A 15400-nucleotide genomic window follows, 5' to 3' on the forward strand; every position below is an offset into this window, starting at 1 on the left:
GGGAGGATCCGGTGCCCGTGTTCCGGTCCGGACAACCCATCGTAGCGAGGGTTGCGTCCCGCCGTTCCCCGAGTCCACCGCGACCGCAGCGGCCCGCACACGCCGAAGCGGGCGTGCACCGGGATTCCCGGTGCACGCCCGCTTCGCAGACAGCGTCGTCAGACCACGATCAGCGCGTCGAGCGGAGCATCGCCCAGCGCCGCGAGCAGCCGCTCACGGCCCGGCAGGAACGACAGCTCCATCAGGACCGCCACCCCGGCGACCTCCGCCCCGGCCCGCCGGATCAGCTCCAGCGAAGCGGCGGCGGTGCCACCGGTGGCGAGCACGTCGTCGATGACCATGACCCGGTCCTCGGCGCACAGCGCCTCGGCGTGGATCTCGATCTCCGCCGAGCCGTACTCCAGGTCGTAGGACTGCAGGAGCGTCGCCCCGGGCAGCTTTCCGGCCTTGCGCACCGGGACGAAGCCGATGCCGGCCTGCACGGCGACCGGAGCCGCCAGGATGAACCCCCGCGCCTCCAGTCCGACGATCTTCGTCGCCCCGTACTTCGCGGCCAGTTCCACCAGCGCGTCCGTCAGGGCGGCGAACGCCTTCGGGTCGGCCAGCAGCGGGGTGATGTCCTTGAACATCACCCCCGGCTTCGGGTAGTCCGCCACGTCCGTGATCCGGCTGAGCAGCAGGTCCCGTACCTCGGTGGAGATTTCCGCGGTCACCGGCGCCGTCCGGACCGGCCCTGCGCCACGACCTGCGGCGCCTCATCGGTCTCGGAGTCGTCCTCGACCGATTCGCCCTTGGCCGCCGCGGCCGCCCGCTTGGCGAGCACCCGCTTGGTCAGGGCCTTCATCGCCGGCTCGCGCTCCTTCAGGTCCACGACCAGCGGGGTCGCGATGAAGATCGACGAGTAGGCACCGGCCGCGAGGCCGACGAACAGCGACAGCGAGATGTCGTTGAGCATGCCGGCGTCGAGGATGCCGCCGCCGATGAAGAGCAGCGCCCCGACGGGGAGCAGCGCCACGACGGTGGTGTTGATCGAGCGGACCAGGGTGCCGTTGATGCTGCGGTTGGCAACCTCGCTGTACGTCCAGCGGGTCTGCTTGGTGATGTCCTTCGAGCCCTCCTTGAGACCGTCGAAGACGACGACGGTGTCGTAGAGGGAGTAACCGAGGATGGTCAGCAGACCGATGACCGTACCCGGGGTGACCTCGAAGCCGACCAGCGCGTACACGCCGACCGTGATCGTGAGGTCGTGGATCAGCGCGATGAGCGCCGCGACCGCCATCCGCCACTCGAAGGCGATGGCGAGGTAGATCACCACGAGGACCATGAAGATGCCGAGGCCGGTCCAGGCCTTGTTGGCGATCTGCTCGCCCCAGGACGGGCCGACCAGGTCCGCGTTGATCTGACCGGCTTCGACCTTGAGGTCGGTCGCCAGCTTGGTCTTCACGTCGGCGGCGGCGGCGGTGTCCAGTTCAGAGATCTGGATGCGCATGCCGCCGGTGCCGAGCTTCTGGACGGTCGCCTCGTGGCCGGAGGCCTTCTGCGCGGCGGTGCGGGTCTGGGCCTCCGAGAGCGAGGTCTTCGGGGTCGTGAAGACGGCCCCGCCCTTGAACTCGATGCCCATGTTGAGGCCAGAGACGGCCAGGGCCACGATCGCCGTGATCGTGATCAGGATGGAAACGCCGTACCAGACGAAGCGCTTGCCGACGAAGTCGTAGCCGACCTCACCTCGGTACAGCTTGGCGCCGAGATCTCCGAGCTTCGACATCTCTCACGCCTCCTTTGCGTCGACGGGAGCTTCGAGGTTCGCGGTGGGCGCGCCGGAGCCCGTACGACGCGAACGTCGCAGCGGCGGCTTCGCGCCCAGTCGCTTCGGGTCCAGTCCGGACCACGGGTGGCCGCTGGAGAAGAACTTCGTGCGGGCCAGCAGCGTCATGACGGGCTTGGTGAAGAGGAACACCACGACCACGTCGAGCAGGGTCGTCAGACCCAGGGTGAAGGCGAAGCCCTGCACCTTGCCGACGGTCACGATGAACAGCACCGCGGCGGCCAGGAACGACACGAAGTCGGAGACCAGGATGGTGCGCCGGGCCCGCGGCCAGGCGCGCTCGACGGCCGGACGCAGGGTGCGGCCCTCGCGGATCTCGTCCCGGATGCGTTCGAAGTACACGATGAACGAGTCCGCGGTGATACCGATCGCGACGATCGCACCGCAGACGGCGGGCAGGTTCAGCGCGAAGCCGATGCCCTTTCCGAGCAGCGCCATGATCGTGTAGGTCAGGATGCCGGAGACCAGGAGGCTGATGATGGCGATGAACGCCAGGCCCCGGTAGTACGCCAGCAGGTAGATCACGACGAGCGCGAGGCCGATGGCACCGGCGATGAGGCCGGCCTTCAGCTGCTCGCCACCGAGCGCGGCGGTGACGGTGGTGACGCTGTCCTCCTGGAAGGACAGCGGCAGGGCGCCGTACGAGAGCATGTTGCCCAGGTCCATCGCCGACTGCTGGGTGAAGCCGCCGGAGATCTCGGCGTTGCCGCCGGTCAGCGCCTGGCTGACGGACGGGTCGGAGATGACCTCGCCGTCGAGCACGATCGCGAACTGGTTCTGCGGGGACTGCTTGGCGGCCAGCTCACCGGTGATCTTGGCGAACTTGTCGGCGCCCTTGTCGGTGAACTGCATCGTGACGATCCACATGCCGCGCTGCGGGTCGATGACGCCCTTGGCGTCCTTCACGTCCTGGCCGTTGACCTGCGCCGGGCCGAGTACCCACTTGCCCCAGGCGTTGCCGCGCTTGCCACAGGCGAGCGTCGGGTCCTCGGGCTTGACGTTCTTGCCGACCGCGGCGCGCTGCGTCTCGTTGCTGCAGTCCAGCGCGGCGAACTTCGCCTGCAGGTCCGCGGCGGCGGCCTGGTCGGCGCTCGGCGGCGTGCTCGCCGAGGGGGAAGCCGGCGGGGTGGTGGCCTTGTCGTCTGCCTTCTTCGAAGCGCTCGCCGAGGGCGAGGGCGAGGGGGCGTTCGGGGCCTTGAGGGCCTCACTGAGCGCACGGCCCTGGGAAGTGGCGCTGGACGACGGGGTGGGCGCACCTGCGGACGGAGAGCCGGAACCGCTGGCGGAGGGGCTCGGGGAGCCGCTCGCGTTGGCCTCGGGGGTGATCGGGGCACCGTCCGCCATCGCCAGGACAGGGCGGAAGTACAGCTGGGCGGTGGTACCGACCTGCTCGCGCGCCTGCTGCTCGTTCGTCCCCTTGGGGATGTTCACGATGATGTGGTCGGTGCCCTGAGTCTGAACCTCGGCCTCCGACACGCCGAGACCGTTGACACGGCGCTCGATGATGCCGACCGCCGTGTTCATGTTGGTCTCGTTGATCGCGTCCGGCTTGCCGGGCTCGCTCTTGGCCTTGAGCGTGATGCTCGTACCGCCGGCGAGGTCGATGCCGAGTCGCGGCGTCGTCTGCTTCGTGAGGAACATCCCCGCGGTGAGCGCCACCATCGCGATCAGGATGATGGCCAGGGAACGCCCCGGCCTCCCCTGAGCCCCCGTGGGCCGCCGGCCCTTCTTCGGTGCTGCCACCTTGTCGTATCTCCCTGTCCAACCGTCCCGCGCCGGGTCAGCGCGTGGACGGCCACGAAATGTGTGTGGGGACCCCTGCCCCCCGCAGAAGGGTCACTGGCGGGGACCGCCCGGGATGCCGGTCAGGCTCCCTGCACGGTCCCCTGCCAGGCGCTACTTCGCGCCGGCCTCACCGTCGGACTTGCCGTCCTTGGGCTCGTCGTCCTTGGGTTCCTGCGCCGCGGGCTCGTCGGCCTTGGGCTCGTCCTTCTTGCCCAGGTCGAGCTTGGGAGCCTCGCCCTCGGTCAGGGAGGACGCGTCGTCCGGGACGACCGGCGTGTCGATGGTCAGATCATCGCTCACGCCGTGGACGATGCGGTTGTACTCCTCGTCCTCGAGGACGGCGCCGATGGCGTTCTTCGCGAACATCGCGTGGACGCCGGGAGCGATCTCGAGGGTGACCGTGTCGTCACCGATCTCCTTCACCGTGGCGTACATGCCGCCGATGGTGCGGACACCGGTGCCGGGCGTCAGCTGATCGCGCATCTGCACGGCCTGCTGCTGCTTCTTCTTCTGGCTGCGGGTCAGCAGGAACATCGCGCCGATGATCAGCAGGAACGGAAGGAGGGAGATGATATTCAAGGGACGCAGGTCCTTCGCATCGACCGCACGAGTGCGCGGCCTTTTCTACGGGGGGTGGGTACGCCGACCGTAAGGGTCGGCATCGGCGGAGTCTAGGCGAGTCCGCACCGATGGAACAACGCCCAGCATGTCACCGCAGTTCCTGACGAGGCGAACCTCCGCGCCGTCAGGCCCCGAACAGCCCCTGTTGTCCGCTTGATCCGCCACCGGTCTGCTGCGGCGGAACAAGTCCCAGGTGAGCCCATGCGGCCGGGGTCGCGACCCGGCCCCGGGGGGTCCTGGCCAAGAGCCCCTCGCGCACGAGGAACGGCTCGGCCACCTCTTCGACGGTCTCCCGCTCCTCGCCGACGGCCACCGCGAGCGTGGACAGCCCGACGGGCCCGCCGCCGAAGAGCTTCAGCAGCGCCTCCAGGACACCCCGGTCGAGGCGGTCCAGCCCGCGCTCGTCCACCTCGTAGACCTTCAGGGCGGTACCGGCGACCTCGCGGTTGATCACACCGTCGGCCCTGACCTGGGCGTAGTCCCGGACCCGGCGCAGCAGCCGGTTGGCGATGCGGGGAGTGCCGCGGGAACGTCCGGCGATCTCGGCGGCGCCGGCCGTGTCGATCTCCACGTCGAGGAGGCGCGCGGAGCGGTGGATGACCCGCTCCAGCTCCTCGGGGGCGTAGAACTCCATGTGCCCGGTGAACCCGAAGCGGTCGCGCAGCGGCGGGGGCAGCAGCCCGGCCCGGGTGGTGGCGCCCACCAGCGTGAACGGGGGCAGCTCCAGCGGGATCGCGGTGGCCCCCGGACCCTTGCCGACGATCACGTCGACGCGGAAGTCCTCCATGGCCATGTACAGCATCTCCTCGGCGGGCCGGGACATGCGGTGGATCTCGTCGAGGAAGAGGACCTCGCCCTCCTGGAGGGAGGAGAGGATCGCCGCGAGGTCGCCGGCGTGCTGGATGGCCGGGCCGGAGGTGATCCGGATCGGCGCGCCCATCTCGGCGGCGATGATCATGGACAGGGTGGTCTTGCCGAGGCCGGGCGCGCCGGAGAGCAGGACGTGATCGGCCGTCGCCCCGCGCTGGCGGGCCGCCTTGAGGACGAGGTCCAGCTGCTGGCGGACCTTCTCCTGGCCGACGAACTCGCCGAGGTCCTTGGGCCGCAGGGCCGCCTCGACGGCGGTGTCCTCGCCGTCCGCCGCGGCCGCGACGATCCGGTCGTCGCTCTCGTCATCCCAGTTCACGGTGTTCAGTCTGCCTTCTCAGTTCGTAAATCCAGCCCCGCCGGCATTTGAGGCGCGGGGGTCCGGGGGCCGGCCCCCGGCAACGGCGCCGCACGGTCGTCACCGGGCCCGGTTCAGGGACTGCAGGGCCGCGCGCAGGAGCTGCGGGACGGGGGCGGAGCCACCGGCGGCGATGGCGGCTTCGGCCTGCGGGGTCACGGCCGAGACCGCGTCGTCCGCGTCCCGGGACGCATAGCCGAGGCCGATGAGCGCGGCCGACAGCTGCTCCGACCACGGCGCCGGGCCGGAGGCCACCGCGCGCTGCGCGCCGACCATCCCGCTCGACCCCAGCGGAGCGCCCAGCTTGTCCTTGAGGTCCAGCAGGAGCTTCTGCGCGCCCTTCTTCCCGATGCCGGAGACGGCCATCAGGGCCTTCTCGTCCCCCATGGAGACGGCGATGCGGAGCGCGTCCGGGCTGTGCACCGCCAGCATCGCCTGCGCGAGCTTCGGCCCGACCCCGCTCGCGGTCTGCAGGAGCTCGAAGACCTGCCGCTCGTCGTCGTCGGCGAAGCCGTACAGCGTCAGCGAGTCCTCCCGTACGACCAGGGAGGTGGCCAGCCGGGCCGTCTCGCCCGTCCGCAGTCCGGCGATGGTGTTCGGCGTGCAGTGCACGGCCATGCCCACTCCCCCGACCTCGATGACGGCCAGGGTGGGGGCGAGCGCGGCGACCGGGCCGCTGACGAAGGCGATCATGAGGTGCGGCCTTTCAGGGTGGTGGCGTGCCGGGCCACCGCCTGCTGGAGTCGGTTCTGGGCGGGGGCCCGCCAGATGTGGCAGATGGCGAGGGCGAGGGCGTCCGCGGCGTCCGCGGGCCTGGGCGGGGCCGACAGCCGCAGCAGCCGGGTCACCATGGCCCCGACCTGGGCCTTGTCTGCGCGGCCGCTGCCGGTGACGGCGGCCTTGACCTCGCTGGGGGTGTGCAGGGCGACCGGTATCCCCCGCCGTGCGGCGCACAGCATCGCGACGGCACTGGCCTGGGCGGTGCCCATCACCGTGCTGACGTTGTGCTGGCTGAACACCCGCTCCACGGCGAGGACTTCGGGGCGGTACTCGTCGAGCCATTCCTCGATGCCCTGCTCGATGCCGACGAGCCGCAGGCCCAACTCCGCGTCCGCGGGCGTCCGTACGACTCCCACGCCCAGCATCGTCAGGGGGCGTCCGGCCACGCCTTCGACCACGCCGACGCCGCATCGCGTCAGCCCCGGGTCAACGCCGAGTACCCGCACCCCGCCCCTCCTTCGCTCGCCCGTACGCACGTACGTGCAGGTTACGCAGGCTATCGGGTGCCACTGACAAAGCCGCGGGCCGACGGGGTGTGTCCCCGTCGGCCCGCGGCCCGACGCTGTGCGCGGTGGACGCTTATCAGGCGTCGACCTTCTCCATGACCTCGTCCGAGACGTCGAAGTTGGCGAAGACGTTCTGCACGTCGTCGCTGTCCTCCAGCGCGTCGATCAGCTTGAAGATCTTGCGCGCGCCCTCTTCGTCCAGCTCGACCTGCATGGTCGGCAGGAAGTTGGAGTCGGCCGAGTCGTAGTCGATGCCCGCCTGCTGGAGCGCGGTACGGACGCCGACCATGTCGGTGGCCTCGCTGATGATCTCGAACTGGTCGCCGAGGTCGTTGACCTCTTCCGCGCCCGCCTCGAGCACCGTCTCCAGGACGTCGTCCTCGGAGAGCTCGCCCTTGGGCAGCAGTACGACGCCCTTGCGGTTGAACAGGTACGAGACCGAGCCCGGGTCGGCCATCGAACCGCCGTTGCGGGTCATGGCGACCCGCACGTCGGACGCGGCACGGTTGCGGTTGTCGGTGAGGCACTCGATGAGCACCGCGACACCGTTGGGGCCGTAGCCTTCGTACATGATCGTCTCGTAGTCGGCGCCGCCGGCCTCGAGACCGCCGCCGCGCTTGACCGCGGAGTCGATGTTCTTGTTGGGGACCGAGCTCTTCTTCGCCTTCTGGATGGCGTCGAAGAGGGTCGGGTTGCCATCGATGTCGGCGCCGCCCATACGGGCCGCGACCTCGATGTTCTTGATCAGCTTCGCGAAGAGCTTGCCGCGCTTGGCGTCAACCACGGCCTTCTTGTGCTTCGTCGTAGCCCATTTAGAGTGGCCGGACATCTGCCTGTCTCCTTCGCGTCACCAACAATGTTCGCCTCAGATCCTACCGGGACGCCGTCAGAGCCCCGCGCGCACCATGTCGACGAAGTACGCGTGGACCCGGTCGTCACCCGTCAGCTCGGGGTGGAACGAGGTGGCGAGCACGTTGCCCTGGCGCACGGCGACGGTGTGACCGTCGTACGTGGCGAGCACTTCGGCGGAGGCGCCGACGGACTCGACCCAGGGGGCGCGGATGAAGACGCCCTCGACGGGGCCGCCCTCGATGCCCGCGAAGTCGACCTGCGCCTCGAAGGACTCGTTCTGGCGGCCGAAGGCGTTGCGGCGCACGATCATGTCGATGCCGCCCAGGGTCTCCTGGTCCTCACGGCCGTCCAGGAGCTTGTCCGCGAGCATGATCATGCCGGCGCAGGTGCCGTAGACCGGCATCCCGGCCCGCACGCGCTCGCGCAGCGGCTCCAGCATGCCGAACAGCACGGCGAGCTTCGACATCGTCGTGGACTCGCCGCCGGGGATCACCAGGGCGTCGACCTCGGCGAGCTCCTCGGGACGCCGGACCGGCCTGGCCACGGCGTCAGCCGAGGCCAGGGCGATCAGGTGCTCCCGTACATCGCCCTGGAGTGCCAGGACACCAATTACGGGGGTGTTCGTCATGAGGTGATTACCAGCCGCGGTTGGCGTAGCGCTCGGACTCGGGGAGGGTGTCGCAGTTGATGCCGACCATGGCCTCGCCCAGGTTGCGGGAGGCGTCCGCGATGATCTTCGGGTCGTCGTAGAAGGTGGTGGCCTTCACGATGGCGGCGGCGCGCTTGGCCGGGTCGCCCGACTTGAAGATGCCGGAGCCGACGAAGACGCCCTCGGCACCGAGCTGTCGCATCAGCGCGGCGTCGGCCGGGGTGGCGACGCCACCGGCGGAGAACAGCACGACCGGGAGCTTGCCGAGCTCGGCAACTTCCTTGACCAGCTCGTACGGGGCGCGCAGCTCCTTGGCGGCGGCGAACAGCTCGTTGTTGTCGTAGCCGCGCAGGCGGGCGATCTCGTTCTTGATCTGGCGCAGGTGACGCACGGCCTCGACGACGTTGCCGGTACCGGCCTCGCCCTTCGAGCGGATCATGGCCGCGCCCTCGGCGATGCGGCGCAGGGCCTCGCCCAGGTTGGTGGCACCGCAGACGAAGGGGGTGGTGAACGCCCACTTGTCGGAGTGGTTGACCTCGTCGGCCGGGGTCAGGACCTCGGACTCGTCGATGTAGTCGACGCCGAGGGACTGCAGGACCTGGGCCTCGACGAAGTGGCCGATGCGCGACTTGGCCATGACCGGGATCGAGACGGCCTCGATGATCTCTTCGATCATGTTCGGGTCGGACATCCGGGCGACGCCGCCGTCCTTGCGGATGTCGGCGGGGACCCGCTCCAGGGCCATGACGGCCACGGCGCCGGCGTCCTCGGCGATCTTCGCCTGCTCGGCGTTGACCACATCCATGATCACGCCGCCCTTGAGCTGCTCGGCCATGCCGCGCTTGACGCGGGACGTGCCGATAGCCGACTCAGCGGACTGGTTGGAAGAAAGCGTGCTCACGGATTGACCTCACTCGAAAGGAAGATTCAGGTGGTACTCGACCGAGGAAACCCTCTGGAGCAGTCCACTGCAAGGGCCAATGTGCAGCCGGTGGCTCTTCGCATTTTGGCCATTGGGTACAAGTTACGGGCGTTCGGCCAGATCCACCGGAGGCTCGTCGTCCATCTCGAAGGCCAACGGGAACGGTGCGTGCCCCGCCAGCCGGAACCAGCGGACCTTGCGGTGCCTGCGCAGGGCGCGGGCCGCGCGCACGGCGTCGTTGTGGAACCGGCGGGCCATGGGCACCCGGCGGACGGCCGCCGCGAGCTCCTCGGCCGCCTCCACCCCGCCCGGGGCCGCCTTCAGGGCGTCGACCTGGCCGGCGTCGGCGAACACCGCGCGCAGCGCCTGGCTCAGTTCGCTCTCGGCGACCTCCCGGTGCTCCTCCTCGGCCTGCCGGGCCGCGTGCGCGGCCTCGTACAGCACGATGGAGGAAGCGGGGTCGAGGACCCCCGAGGCGGCGACCTCCACCACCACGGAGGCCCTCCTGACGAGCTGTGCGTCGAGCGCGGCGCGGGCGGCGTCCATCCGCGAGTGCAGCCGGTCGAGCCGCCCGGCGGTCCAACTGAGGTAGACCCCGACGACACCGAGTGCCAGAGCAGTCCAGACAAGGGTTTCGATCACGGGCGGCGACTTTACCTTTCGCCGGCCCGGTCACCGCTTTCGCGCCCCGCGGCCGGGTGCCGGGCCCGTGCGCCCGGCAGCGCCGCCTACGCTTCGCGCGAAAGTCCCAGCCGGGTCCGCAGCGGGACCCGCTCGTCCTCCGCCACCGCGGTCGCCCCGTCCGTCACGGTCTCGTAGACGGCCAGGATGTCGGCGCCGACCGTTGACCAGTCGAAGCGGCGCACGTGCGCGGAGCCGCGGGCGCTGAGGCCGGCGCGGCGCTCGGGGTCGCGCAGGAGGGCGATGGCCGATTCCGCCAGGGAGTCCGGGTCCTCGTTCGTGAAGAGCTCCCCCGCCGCGCCCTGGTCCAGGACCTGCGCGAAGGCGTCCAGGTCGGCGGCGAGGACCGCCGCTCCGGCCGAGAGGGCCTCGACGAGGATGATGCCGAAGCTCTCGCCGCCCGTGTTCGGGGCCACGTACACGTCGACGCTGCGCAGCAGCCGCGCCTTGTCCTCGTCGGAGACCATGCCGAGGAACTCGACCCGGGAGCGGAGTTCGGCGGGCAGAGTGGCGACGGCCTCCTCCTCGTCGCCGCGGCCGGCCACGAGGAGGCGTACGTCCGGGCAGGCTTCGACGATGCGGGGGAAGGCCGCCATCAGGACGGGCAGGCCCTTGCGCGGTTCGTCGATGCGGCCGATGAAGCCGAGGGTCTGGCCGGACCATTCGGGATTCGGGTCGGCCTTGGCGAAGAAGTCCACGTCCACGCCGTTGGGGATGACCACGGCGTCGCCGCCGAGGTGCTCCACGAGCGTGCGCCGCGCGTACTCGCTCACCGCGATCCGTGCGCTGATCTTCTCCAGTGCCGGCTGGAGGATCGGGTACGCGGCCAGCATGGCCCGCGAGCGCGGGTTGGAGGTGTGGAAGGTGGCCACGATCGGGCCCTGCGCCGCCCAGCAGGTCAGCAGGCCGAGGGAAGGCGCGGTCGGCTCGTGGATGTGGACCACGTCGAAGACGCCCTCGTGCAGCCAGCGCCGCACCCGCGCGGCCGACAGGAAGCCGAAGTTCAGGCGTGCGACCGAGCCGTTGTAGGGCACCGGTACGGCCCGGCCCGCCGAGACCACGTACGGGGGCAGCGGGGTCTCGTCGTCCGCCGGGGCCAGGACCGACACCTCGTGGCCGAGGCGGATCAGGTGTTCCGCCAGGTCGCGGATGTGGAACTGGACTCCGCCCGGCACGTCCCACGAGTACGGGCAGACGATGCCGATCTTCACGCGGAGCGCTCCTCGCCCTGGGGCTCCAGGTCGTCGATCCACAGCCGCTGCAGCATGTGCCAGTCCTCCGGATGCTCGGCGATCCCCTGCGCGAAGGCATCGGCGAGCGCCTGGGTCATGGCGGCCGTCTTCTCCTGCCGGGTCCCCTTCTCGGGCACGTCCACCGGGGAGTGGATGCGGCCGTACATCTGGGGCGAGTCCCCGTAGTACAGCGTGGCGGGCAGCAGTACCGCGCCGGTCTGCTGCGCCAGGAGCGCGGGTCCGGCCGGCATGCGCGCGGCGGAGCCGAAGAAGTCCACTTCCACCCCGGACGCCGACAGGTCGCGGTCGGCGACCAGGCAGACCAGCCCGCCGGAGCGCAGCCTGCGCGCGAGGGTGCCGAAGGCGGCGCCGCCGCTGTGCGGGAGCACCTCCATGCCCAGGCTCTCGCGGTAGGCGACGAAGCGGTCGTAGAGGGTCTCGGGCTTGAGCCGCTCGGCGACCGTGGTGAACGGGACGCCGATGTGGGTGACGGCCCAGGCGCCGGCCAGGTCCCAGTTGGCCAGGTGGGGCAGGGCGACCACGACTCCGCGCCCGGAGGCCAGGGCCTCGCGCAGGATGTGGTCGTCCTTCATGTCCAGGTCGGTGCTGAATCGTTCCTTGGCCATGGTCGGCAGCCGGAAGGACTCCATCCAGTACCGCATGTACGAGCGCATGCCCGCCTGGGACAGCTCGCGCAGCCGCTCCGGCGTCGCGTCCGGCACCACTCTGGCCAGATTCGACTCCAGGCGCAGCACGCTCTTGCCGCGCCGCTTCCACGTGAAGTCCGCGATCCGGCGGCCGAGGGCCGCCGCCGCGGGTTCGGGCAGCTTCTTGACCCCGGCCCAGCCGAGCCCGTAGAGCCCGTCGACCAGCTTGTCCTGCGCCTTGCCCATCAGGCCGTACCGCTTTCGGGAGAGGCGGGGGCGGGCGGAGCCGCGGAGGCGGCGGCAGCCGCGGCCGCGTCGGCCTCCGCCGACTCGCGCCGTACGGTGACCACCCGCTGGATCAGCGTCACGAGCGAGCCCGCCGCGACGACCCACAGCGCGATCGGCAGCAGTACGCCGATCCACGAGGGCACCCCGAAGGTCTCCAGCCCGGACAGACCGGCCGCGACCAGCGTGATCACCAGTCGTTCGGCGCGCTCGATGAGCCCGTTCACGGCCACCGGCAGGCCGATCGATTCTCCGCGCGCCTTGGTGTACGAGACCACCTGGCCGCTGGCCAGGCAGAAGATCGCGACCGCGCAGAGGGCGTTGTTGTTCCCGGAGCCCGCGTACCAGAGCGCGAGCCCGCCGAAGATCGCCGCGTCCGCGACCCGGTCGAGCGTGGAGTCGAGGAACGCGCCCCAGCGGCTCGACGACCCGGCCTGGCGGGCCATGTTCCCGTCCACCAGGTCGGAGAAGACGAAGAGCGTGATGGTGATCGTGCCCCAGAAGAACTCGCCCATGGGGAAGAAGACCAGTGCTCCCGCCACCACTCCGGCCGTGCCGATGAGGGTGACCGCGTCGGGACTCACTCCCAGCCGGAGCAGAAAAGCGGCGAATGGCGTGAGAACACGCGTGAAGAATGCACGCGCGTACTTGTTCAGCATGGCCTTCCCGGAGGGTCGCTGGGCCGCACGGCCACCACGGCCACCGGCTGGCCCATCGTAGCCAGCACCCCGGCTCCTCGGCGCCGCGCACCCACCGGTTCGCGCCGCGGAAGCCGTTCTTCCGCCATCGGCACCCCTGCGGCCCGCCCCGGAAGGCGCCTGCGGCCCGCCGCGGAGAGCCGCCTCCGGCACGGCTCCAGTGCGGCTCCGGTACGGCTCCCATGCGGCTCCGGTACGGCTCCGGCGCGGCTCCGTACCTGCCCGCGGCCCGCCCCGCGGCCCTCCCCGGCGCCCGCCTCCCGCACACCGGGGTGAGCGGCTCCGGTACGACGTATGGACGCGGTGTGACGGCAGTGCAAAGCTCGAAGGAGCCCATTTCCTCTCCAATCGGGAGGCACGAGCATCATGGGAGCCACATCGCACCAAGCCGGAGCCGCCGGCAGGGCACCGACGGCCGACCGCCCCGCCTCCGTACGGAACGTCGTGCTGGTCGGCCACAGCGGATCCGGCAAGACCACCCTGGTCGAAGCCCTGGCCCTGACCGCGGGGGCCGTGAACCGCGCCGGCCGCGTCGAGGACGGGGCCACCGTCTCCGACTACGACGAGATCGAGCACCGGCGCCAGCGCTCCGTACAGCTCTCCCTGGTCCCCGTCGAGTGGGCCGGAATCAAGATCAACATTCTCGACACCCCCGGATACGCCGACTTCGTCGGAGAGCTCCGGGCCGGCCTGCGCGCCGCCGACGCCGCCCTCTTCGTCGTCTCGGCCGCCGAGGACGGCGACGGGCTCTGCGGCCCGACCCGCATGGTCTGGGACGAATGCGCCGCCGTCGGGATGCCCCGCGCCATCGTCGTCACCCACCTCGAAGCGGCCCGCGCCGACTACGACCAGATGACCAGCGTCTGCGGGGACGCCTTCGGCGCCGACGACCCCGACGCCGTCCGCCCCCTCTACCTGCCCCTCCACGGCCCCGCCGGCCACGACGGCCACGCCCCGGTCGCCGGACTGCTCGGCCTGCTCTCGCAACGGGTCTACGACTACTCCTCCGGGGACCGCGTCGAACGCGATCCGGACCCCGCCGAACTCGCCCTCATCACCGACGCCCGCGCCCGCCTGATCGAGGGGATCATCGCCGAGAGCGAGGACGAGACCCTCATGGACCGCTACCTGGCGGGCGAGGACATCGACCTCAAGACCCTCGTGGACGACCTGGAGCGCGCGGTCGCCCGCGGCACCTTCCACCCCGTCCTGATGGCCGCCCCCGCCGCCGAGGGCGCCCGCAAGGGCCTGGGCACCGTGGAACTCCTCGAACTGATCACCGGCGGCTTCCCCACCCCCCTGGAACGCGCCCCCGTCACCGTCACCACCCCCGGCGGCGCCGACCGCCCCGCCGTCACCTGCGACCCCTCCGGCCCCCTGCTCGCCGAGGTCGTCAAAACCTCCTCCGACCCCTACGTCGGCCGCGTCTCCCTCGTCCGGGTCTTCTCCGGCACCCTGCGCCCCGACGAAACCGTCCACGTCAGCGGCCACACCTCCCGGCAGGACCAGGGCCTCCACGAGGCCGACGAACGCATAGGCACCCTCACCTCCCCCTTCGGCAAACAGCAGCGCACCCTCACCCAGTGCATCGCCGGCGACCTGGCCTGCGTGGCCAAACTCACCCGCGCCGAGACCGGGGACACCCTCTCCGCCAAGGACCAGCCCCTGCTCATGGAGACCTGGTCGATGCCCGACCCGCTGCTCCCCCTCGCCATCGAGGCCCACAGCAAGGCCGACGAGGACAAGCTCTCGCAGGGCCTGGCCCGCCTCGTCGCCGAAGACCCCACCATGCGGCTCGAACAGAACCCGCACACCCACCAGCTCGTCCTGTGGTCCCTCGGCGAAGCCCACCAGGACCTCGCCCTCGAACGCCTGCGCACCCGGTACGGGGTCCAGGTCGACCCCGTCCCCCACCGGGTCAGCCTCCGCGAGACCTTCGGCGCCCAGGCCGCCGGGCGCGGCCGGCACGTCAAACAGTCCGGCGGCCACGGCCAGTTCGCCATCTGCGAGATCCAGGTCGATCCGCTGCCGCCCGGCAGCGGCGTCGAGTTCGTCGACAAGGTCGTCGGCGGAGCCGTCCCCCGCCAGTTCATCCCCTCAGTCGAGAAGGGCGTCCGCGCGCAGGCCGCCCGGGGGGTCGCGGCCGGCTATCCGCTGGTCGACGTACGCATCACCCTCCTCGACGGCAAGGCCCACTCGGTGGACTCCTCCGACGCCGCCTTCCAGACCGCCGGCGCCCTCGCCCTGCGCGAAGCGGCCGCCGGGGCCGCCATCCGCCTCCTCGAACCGGTGGCCGAGGTCTCCGTACTCGTCCCGGACGAGTACGTCGGACCCGTCATGAGCGACCTCGCGGGCCGCCGCGGCCGGGTCGTCGGCACCGACCAGGCCGCCCCGGGCCGCAGCCGCGTCCTCGCGGAGATCCCCGAGATCGAGATCGGCCGCTACGCCGTCGAACTGCGCTCCGTATCGCACGGCACCGGACGCTTCAGCCGAACGTACGCGCGCCACGAGCCGATGCCGCCACAGCTGGCGGACAAGCTACGCGAACAGACAGAGAAGGGAAGCCAATTGACATAGCGCCACCTGAGCCGCCCACCCAACCCGCTTGCGGTGGGCGGCATTTGCCTGTCCCATCACCATGGGGAGGAATCCGCCGATAGGCTCTTCGGCGGGGTGGAGCGGGTAGACCGAT

Annotated in this window: 15 protein-coding genes; 1 reads left to right on the forward strand and 14 read right to left on the reverse strand. The window is 70.8% G+C overall.

Annotated elements, in window-relative coordinates:
- Nucleotides 1–158 precede the first annotated feature (158 nt).
- From OG490_RS07145 to pgsA, 14 genes are all read right to left on the reverse strand, one after another.
- Entirely contained in the window at nucleotides 159–713 is a 555-nt protein-coding gene (locus tag OG490_RS07145) for an adenine phosphoribosyltransferase (RefSeq protein WP_330295438.1), read from the reverse strand.
- Nucleotides 710–1765, reverse strand: coding sequence for a protein translocase subunit SecF (secF, locus tag OG490_RS07150; protein WP_330295439.1), 1056 nt, complete (start codon nucleotides 1763–1765; stop codon nucleotides 710–712). Before secF ends, OG490_RS07145 begins: the two co-directional genes overlap by 4 nt.
- Nucleotides 1766–1768: 3 nt before the next feature.
- Nucleotides 1769–3568: a protein translocase subunit SecD gene (gene secD / locus OG490_RS07155; protein WP_330295440.1), complete on the reverse strand. Its 1800-nt coding sequence runs from the start codon at nucleotides 3566–3568 to the stop codon at nucleotides 1769–1771.
- Nucleotides 3569–3721: 153 nt separating this feature from the next.
- Nucleotides 3722–4189 carry a preprotein translocase subunit YajC gene (gene yajC, locus OG490_RS07160; protein WP_330295441.1) on the reverse strand — a complete coding sequence of 156 codons (468 nt, stop codon included), beginning with the start codon at nucleotides 4187–4189 and terminating at the stop codon, nucleotides 3722–3724.
- 166 nt (nucleotides 4190–4355) lie between these two features.
- Nucleotides 4356–5417 carry a Holliday junction branch migration DNA helicase RuvB gene (gene ruvB / locus OG490_RS07165; protein WP_330295442.1) on the reverse strand — a complete coding sequence of 354 codons (1062 nt, stop codon included), beginning with the start codon at nucleotides 5415–5417 and terminating at the stop codon, nucleotides 4356–4358.
- A gap of 99 nt (nucleotides 5418–5516) precedes the next feature.
- Nucleotides 5517–6149, reverse strand: coding sequence for a Holliday junction branch migration protein RuvA (ruvA, locus tag OG490_RS07170; protein WP_330295443.1), 633 nt, complete (start codon nucleotides 6147–6149; stop codon nucleotides 5517–5519).
- Nucleotides 6146–6682, reverse strand: coding sequence for a crossover junction endodeoxyribonuclease RuvC (ruvC, locus tag OG490_RS07175; RefSeq protein ID WP_330295444.1), 537 nt, complete (start codon nucleotides 6680–6682; stop codon nucleotides 6146–6148). The genes ruvA and ruvC overlap by 4 nt, the downstream gene beginning before the upstream one ends.
- A gap of 136 nt (nucleotides 6683–6818) precedes the next feature.
- On the reverse strand, nucleotides 6819–7571 hold the full coding sequence (locus OG490_RS07180; RefSeq protein WP_330295445.1) for a YebC/PmpR family DNA-binding transcriptional regulator: 753 nt from the start codon (nucleotides 7569–7571) through the stop codon (nucleotides 6819–6821).
- Nucleotides 7572–7628: 57 nt separating this feature from the next.
- Nucleotides 7629–8222, reverse strand: a complete 594-nt coding sequence (gene pdxT, locus OG490_RS07185) for a pyridoxal 5'-phosphate synthase glutaminase subunit PdxT (protein WP_330295446.1) — start codon at nucleotides 8220–8222, stop codon at nucleotides 7629–7631.
- Nucleotides 8223–8229: 7 nt separating this feature from the next.
- Complete coding sequence (gene pdxS, locus OG490_RS07190) at nucleotides 8230–9144, reverse strand: pyridoxal 5'-phosphate synthase lyase subunit PdxS (RefSeq protein WP_330295447.1); 915 nt, start codon at nucleotides 9142–9144, stop codon at nucleotides 8230–8232.
- A 123-nt stretch (nucleotides 9145–9267) separates the two neighbouring features.
- Nucleotides 9268–9807, reverse strand: coding sequence for a hypothetical protein (locus OG490_RS07195; protein WP_330295448.1), 540 nt, complete (start codon nucleotides 9805–9807; stop codon nucleotides 9268–9270).
- 86 nt (nucleotides 9808–9893) lie between these two features.
- Nucleotides 9894–11057 (reverse strand): glycosyltransferase family 4 protein, encoded by a 1164-nt coding sequence (locus OG490_RS07200; RefSeq protein WP_330295449.1) that lies wholly within the window; start codon nucleotides 11055–11057, stop codon nucleotides 9894–9896.
- Nucleotides 11054–11971, reverse strand: a complete 918-nt coding sequence (locus OG490_RS07205) for a phosphatidylinositol mannoside acyltransferase (RefSeq protein WP_330295450.1) — start codon at nucleotides 11969–11971, stop codon at nucleotides 11054–11056. Before OG490_RS07205 ends, OG490_RS07200 begins: the two co-directional genes overlap by 4 nt.
- Complete coding sequence (gene pgsA, locus OG490_RS07210) at nucleotides 11971–12669, reverse strand: phosphatidylinositol phosphate synthase (RefSeq protein ID WP_330295451.1); 699 nt, start codon at nucleotides 12667–12669, stop codon at nucleotides 11971–11973. Before pgsA ends, OG490_RS07205 begins: the two co-directional genes overlap by 1 nt.
- A 405-nt stretch (nucleotides 12670–13074) precedes the next feature.
- On the opposite strand from pgsA, the gene OG490_RS07215 reads away from it, so the two are divergent.
- The gene (locus OG490_RS07215) at nucleotides 13075–15285 is read left to right on the forward strand and encodes an elongation factor G-like protein EF-G2 (protein WP_330295452.1); all 2211 of its coding nucleotides are present in this window, start codon (nucleotides 13075–13077) and stop codon (nucleotides 15283–15285) included.
- The last annotated feature ends 115 nt before the right edge of the window (nucleotides 15286–15400 follow it).

Origin of the sequence: Streptomyces sp. NBC_00503 (genome assembly GCF_036346895.1) — a bacterium.
Taxonomy (GTDB): domain Bacteria; phylum Actinomycetota; class Actinomycetes; order Streptomycetales; family Streptomycetaceae; genus Streptomyces.

Excerpts from the sequence above, each read along its gene's own strand:
- OG490_RS07205 (WP_330295450.1), bottom strand. The coding sequence starts at position 11,971 with ATGGGCAAGGCGCAGGACAAGCTGGTCGACGGGCTCTACGGGCTCGGC.
- pdxT (WP_330295446.1), bottom strand. The coding sequence starts at position 8,222 with ATGACGAACACCCCCGTAATTGGTGTCCTGGCACTCCAGGGCGATGTA.
- pgsA (WP_330295451.1), bottom strand. The coding sequence starts at position 12,669 with ATGCTGAACAAGTACGCGCGTGCATTCTTCACGCGTGTTCTCACGCCA.
- secF (WP_330295439.1), bottom strand. The coding sequence starts at position 1,765 with ATGTCGAAGCTCGGAGATCTCGGCGCCAAGCTGTACCGAGGTGAGGTC.
- OG490_RS07180 (WP_330295445.1), bottom strand. The coding sequence starts at position 7,571 with ATGTCCGGCCACTCTAAATGGGCTACGACGAAGCACAAGAAGGCCGTG.
- ruvA (WP_330295443.1), bottom strand. The coding sequence starts at position 6,149 with ATGATCGCCTTCGTCAGCGGCCCGGTCGCCGCGCTCGCCCCCACCCTG.
- OG490_RS07215 (WP_330295452.1), top strand. The coding sequence starts at position 13,075 with ATGGGAGCCACATCGCACCAAGCCGGAGCCGCCGGCAGGGCACCGACG.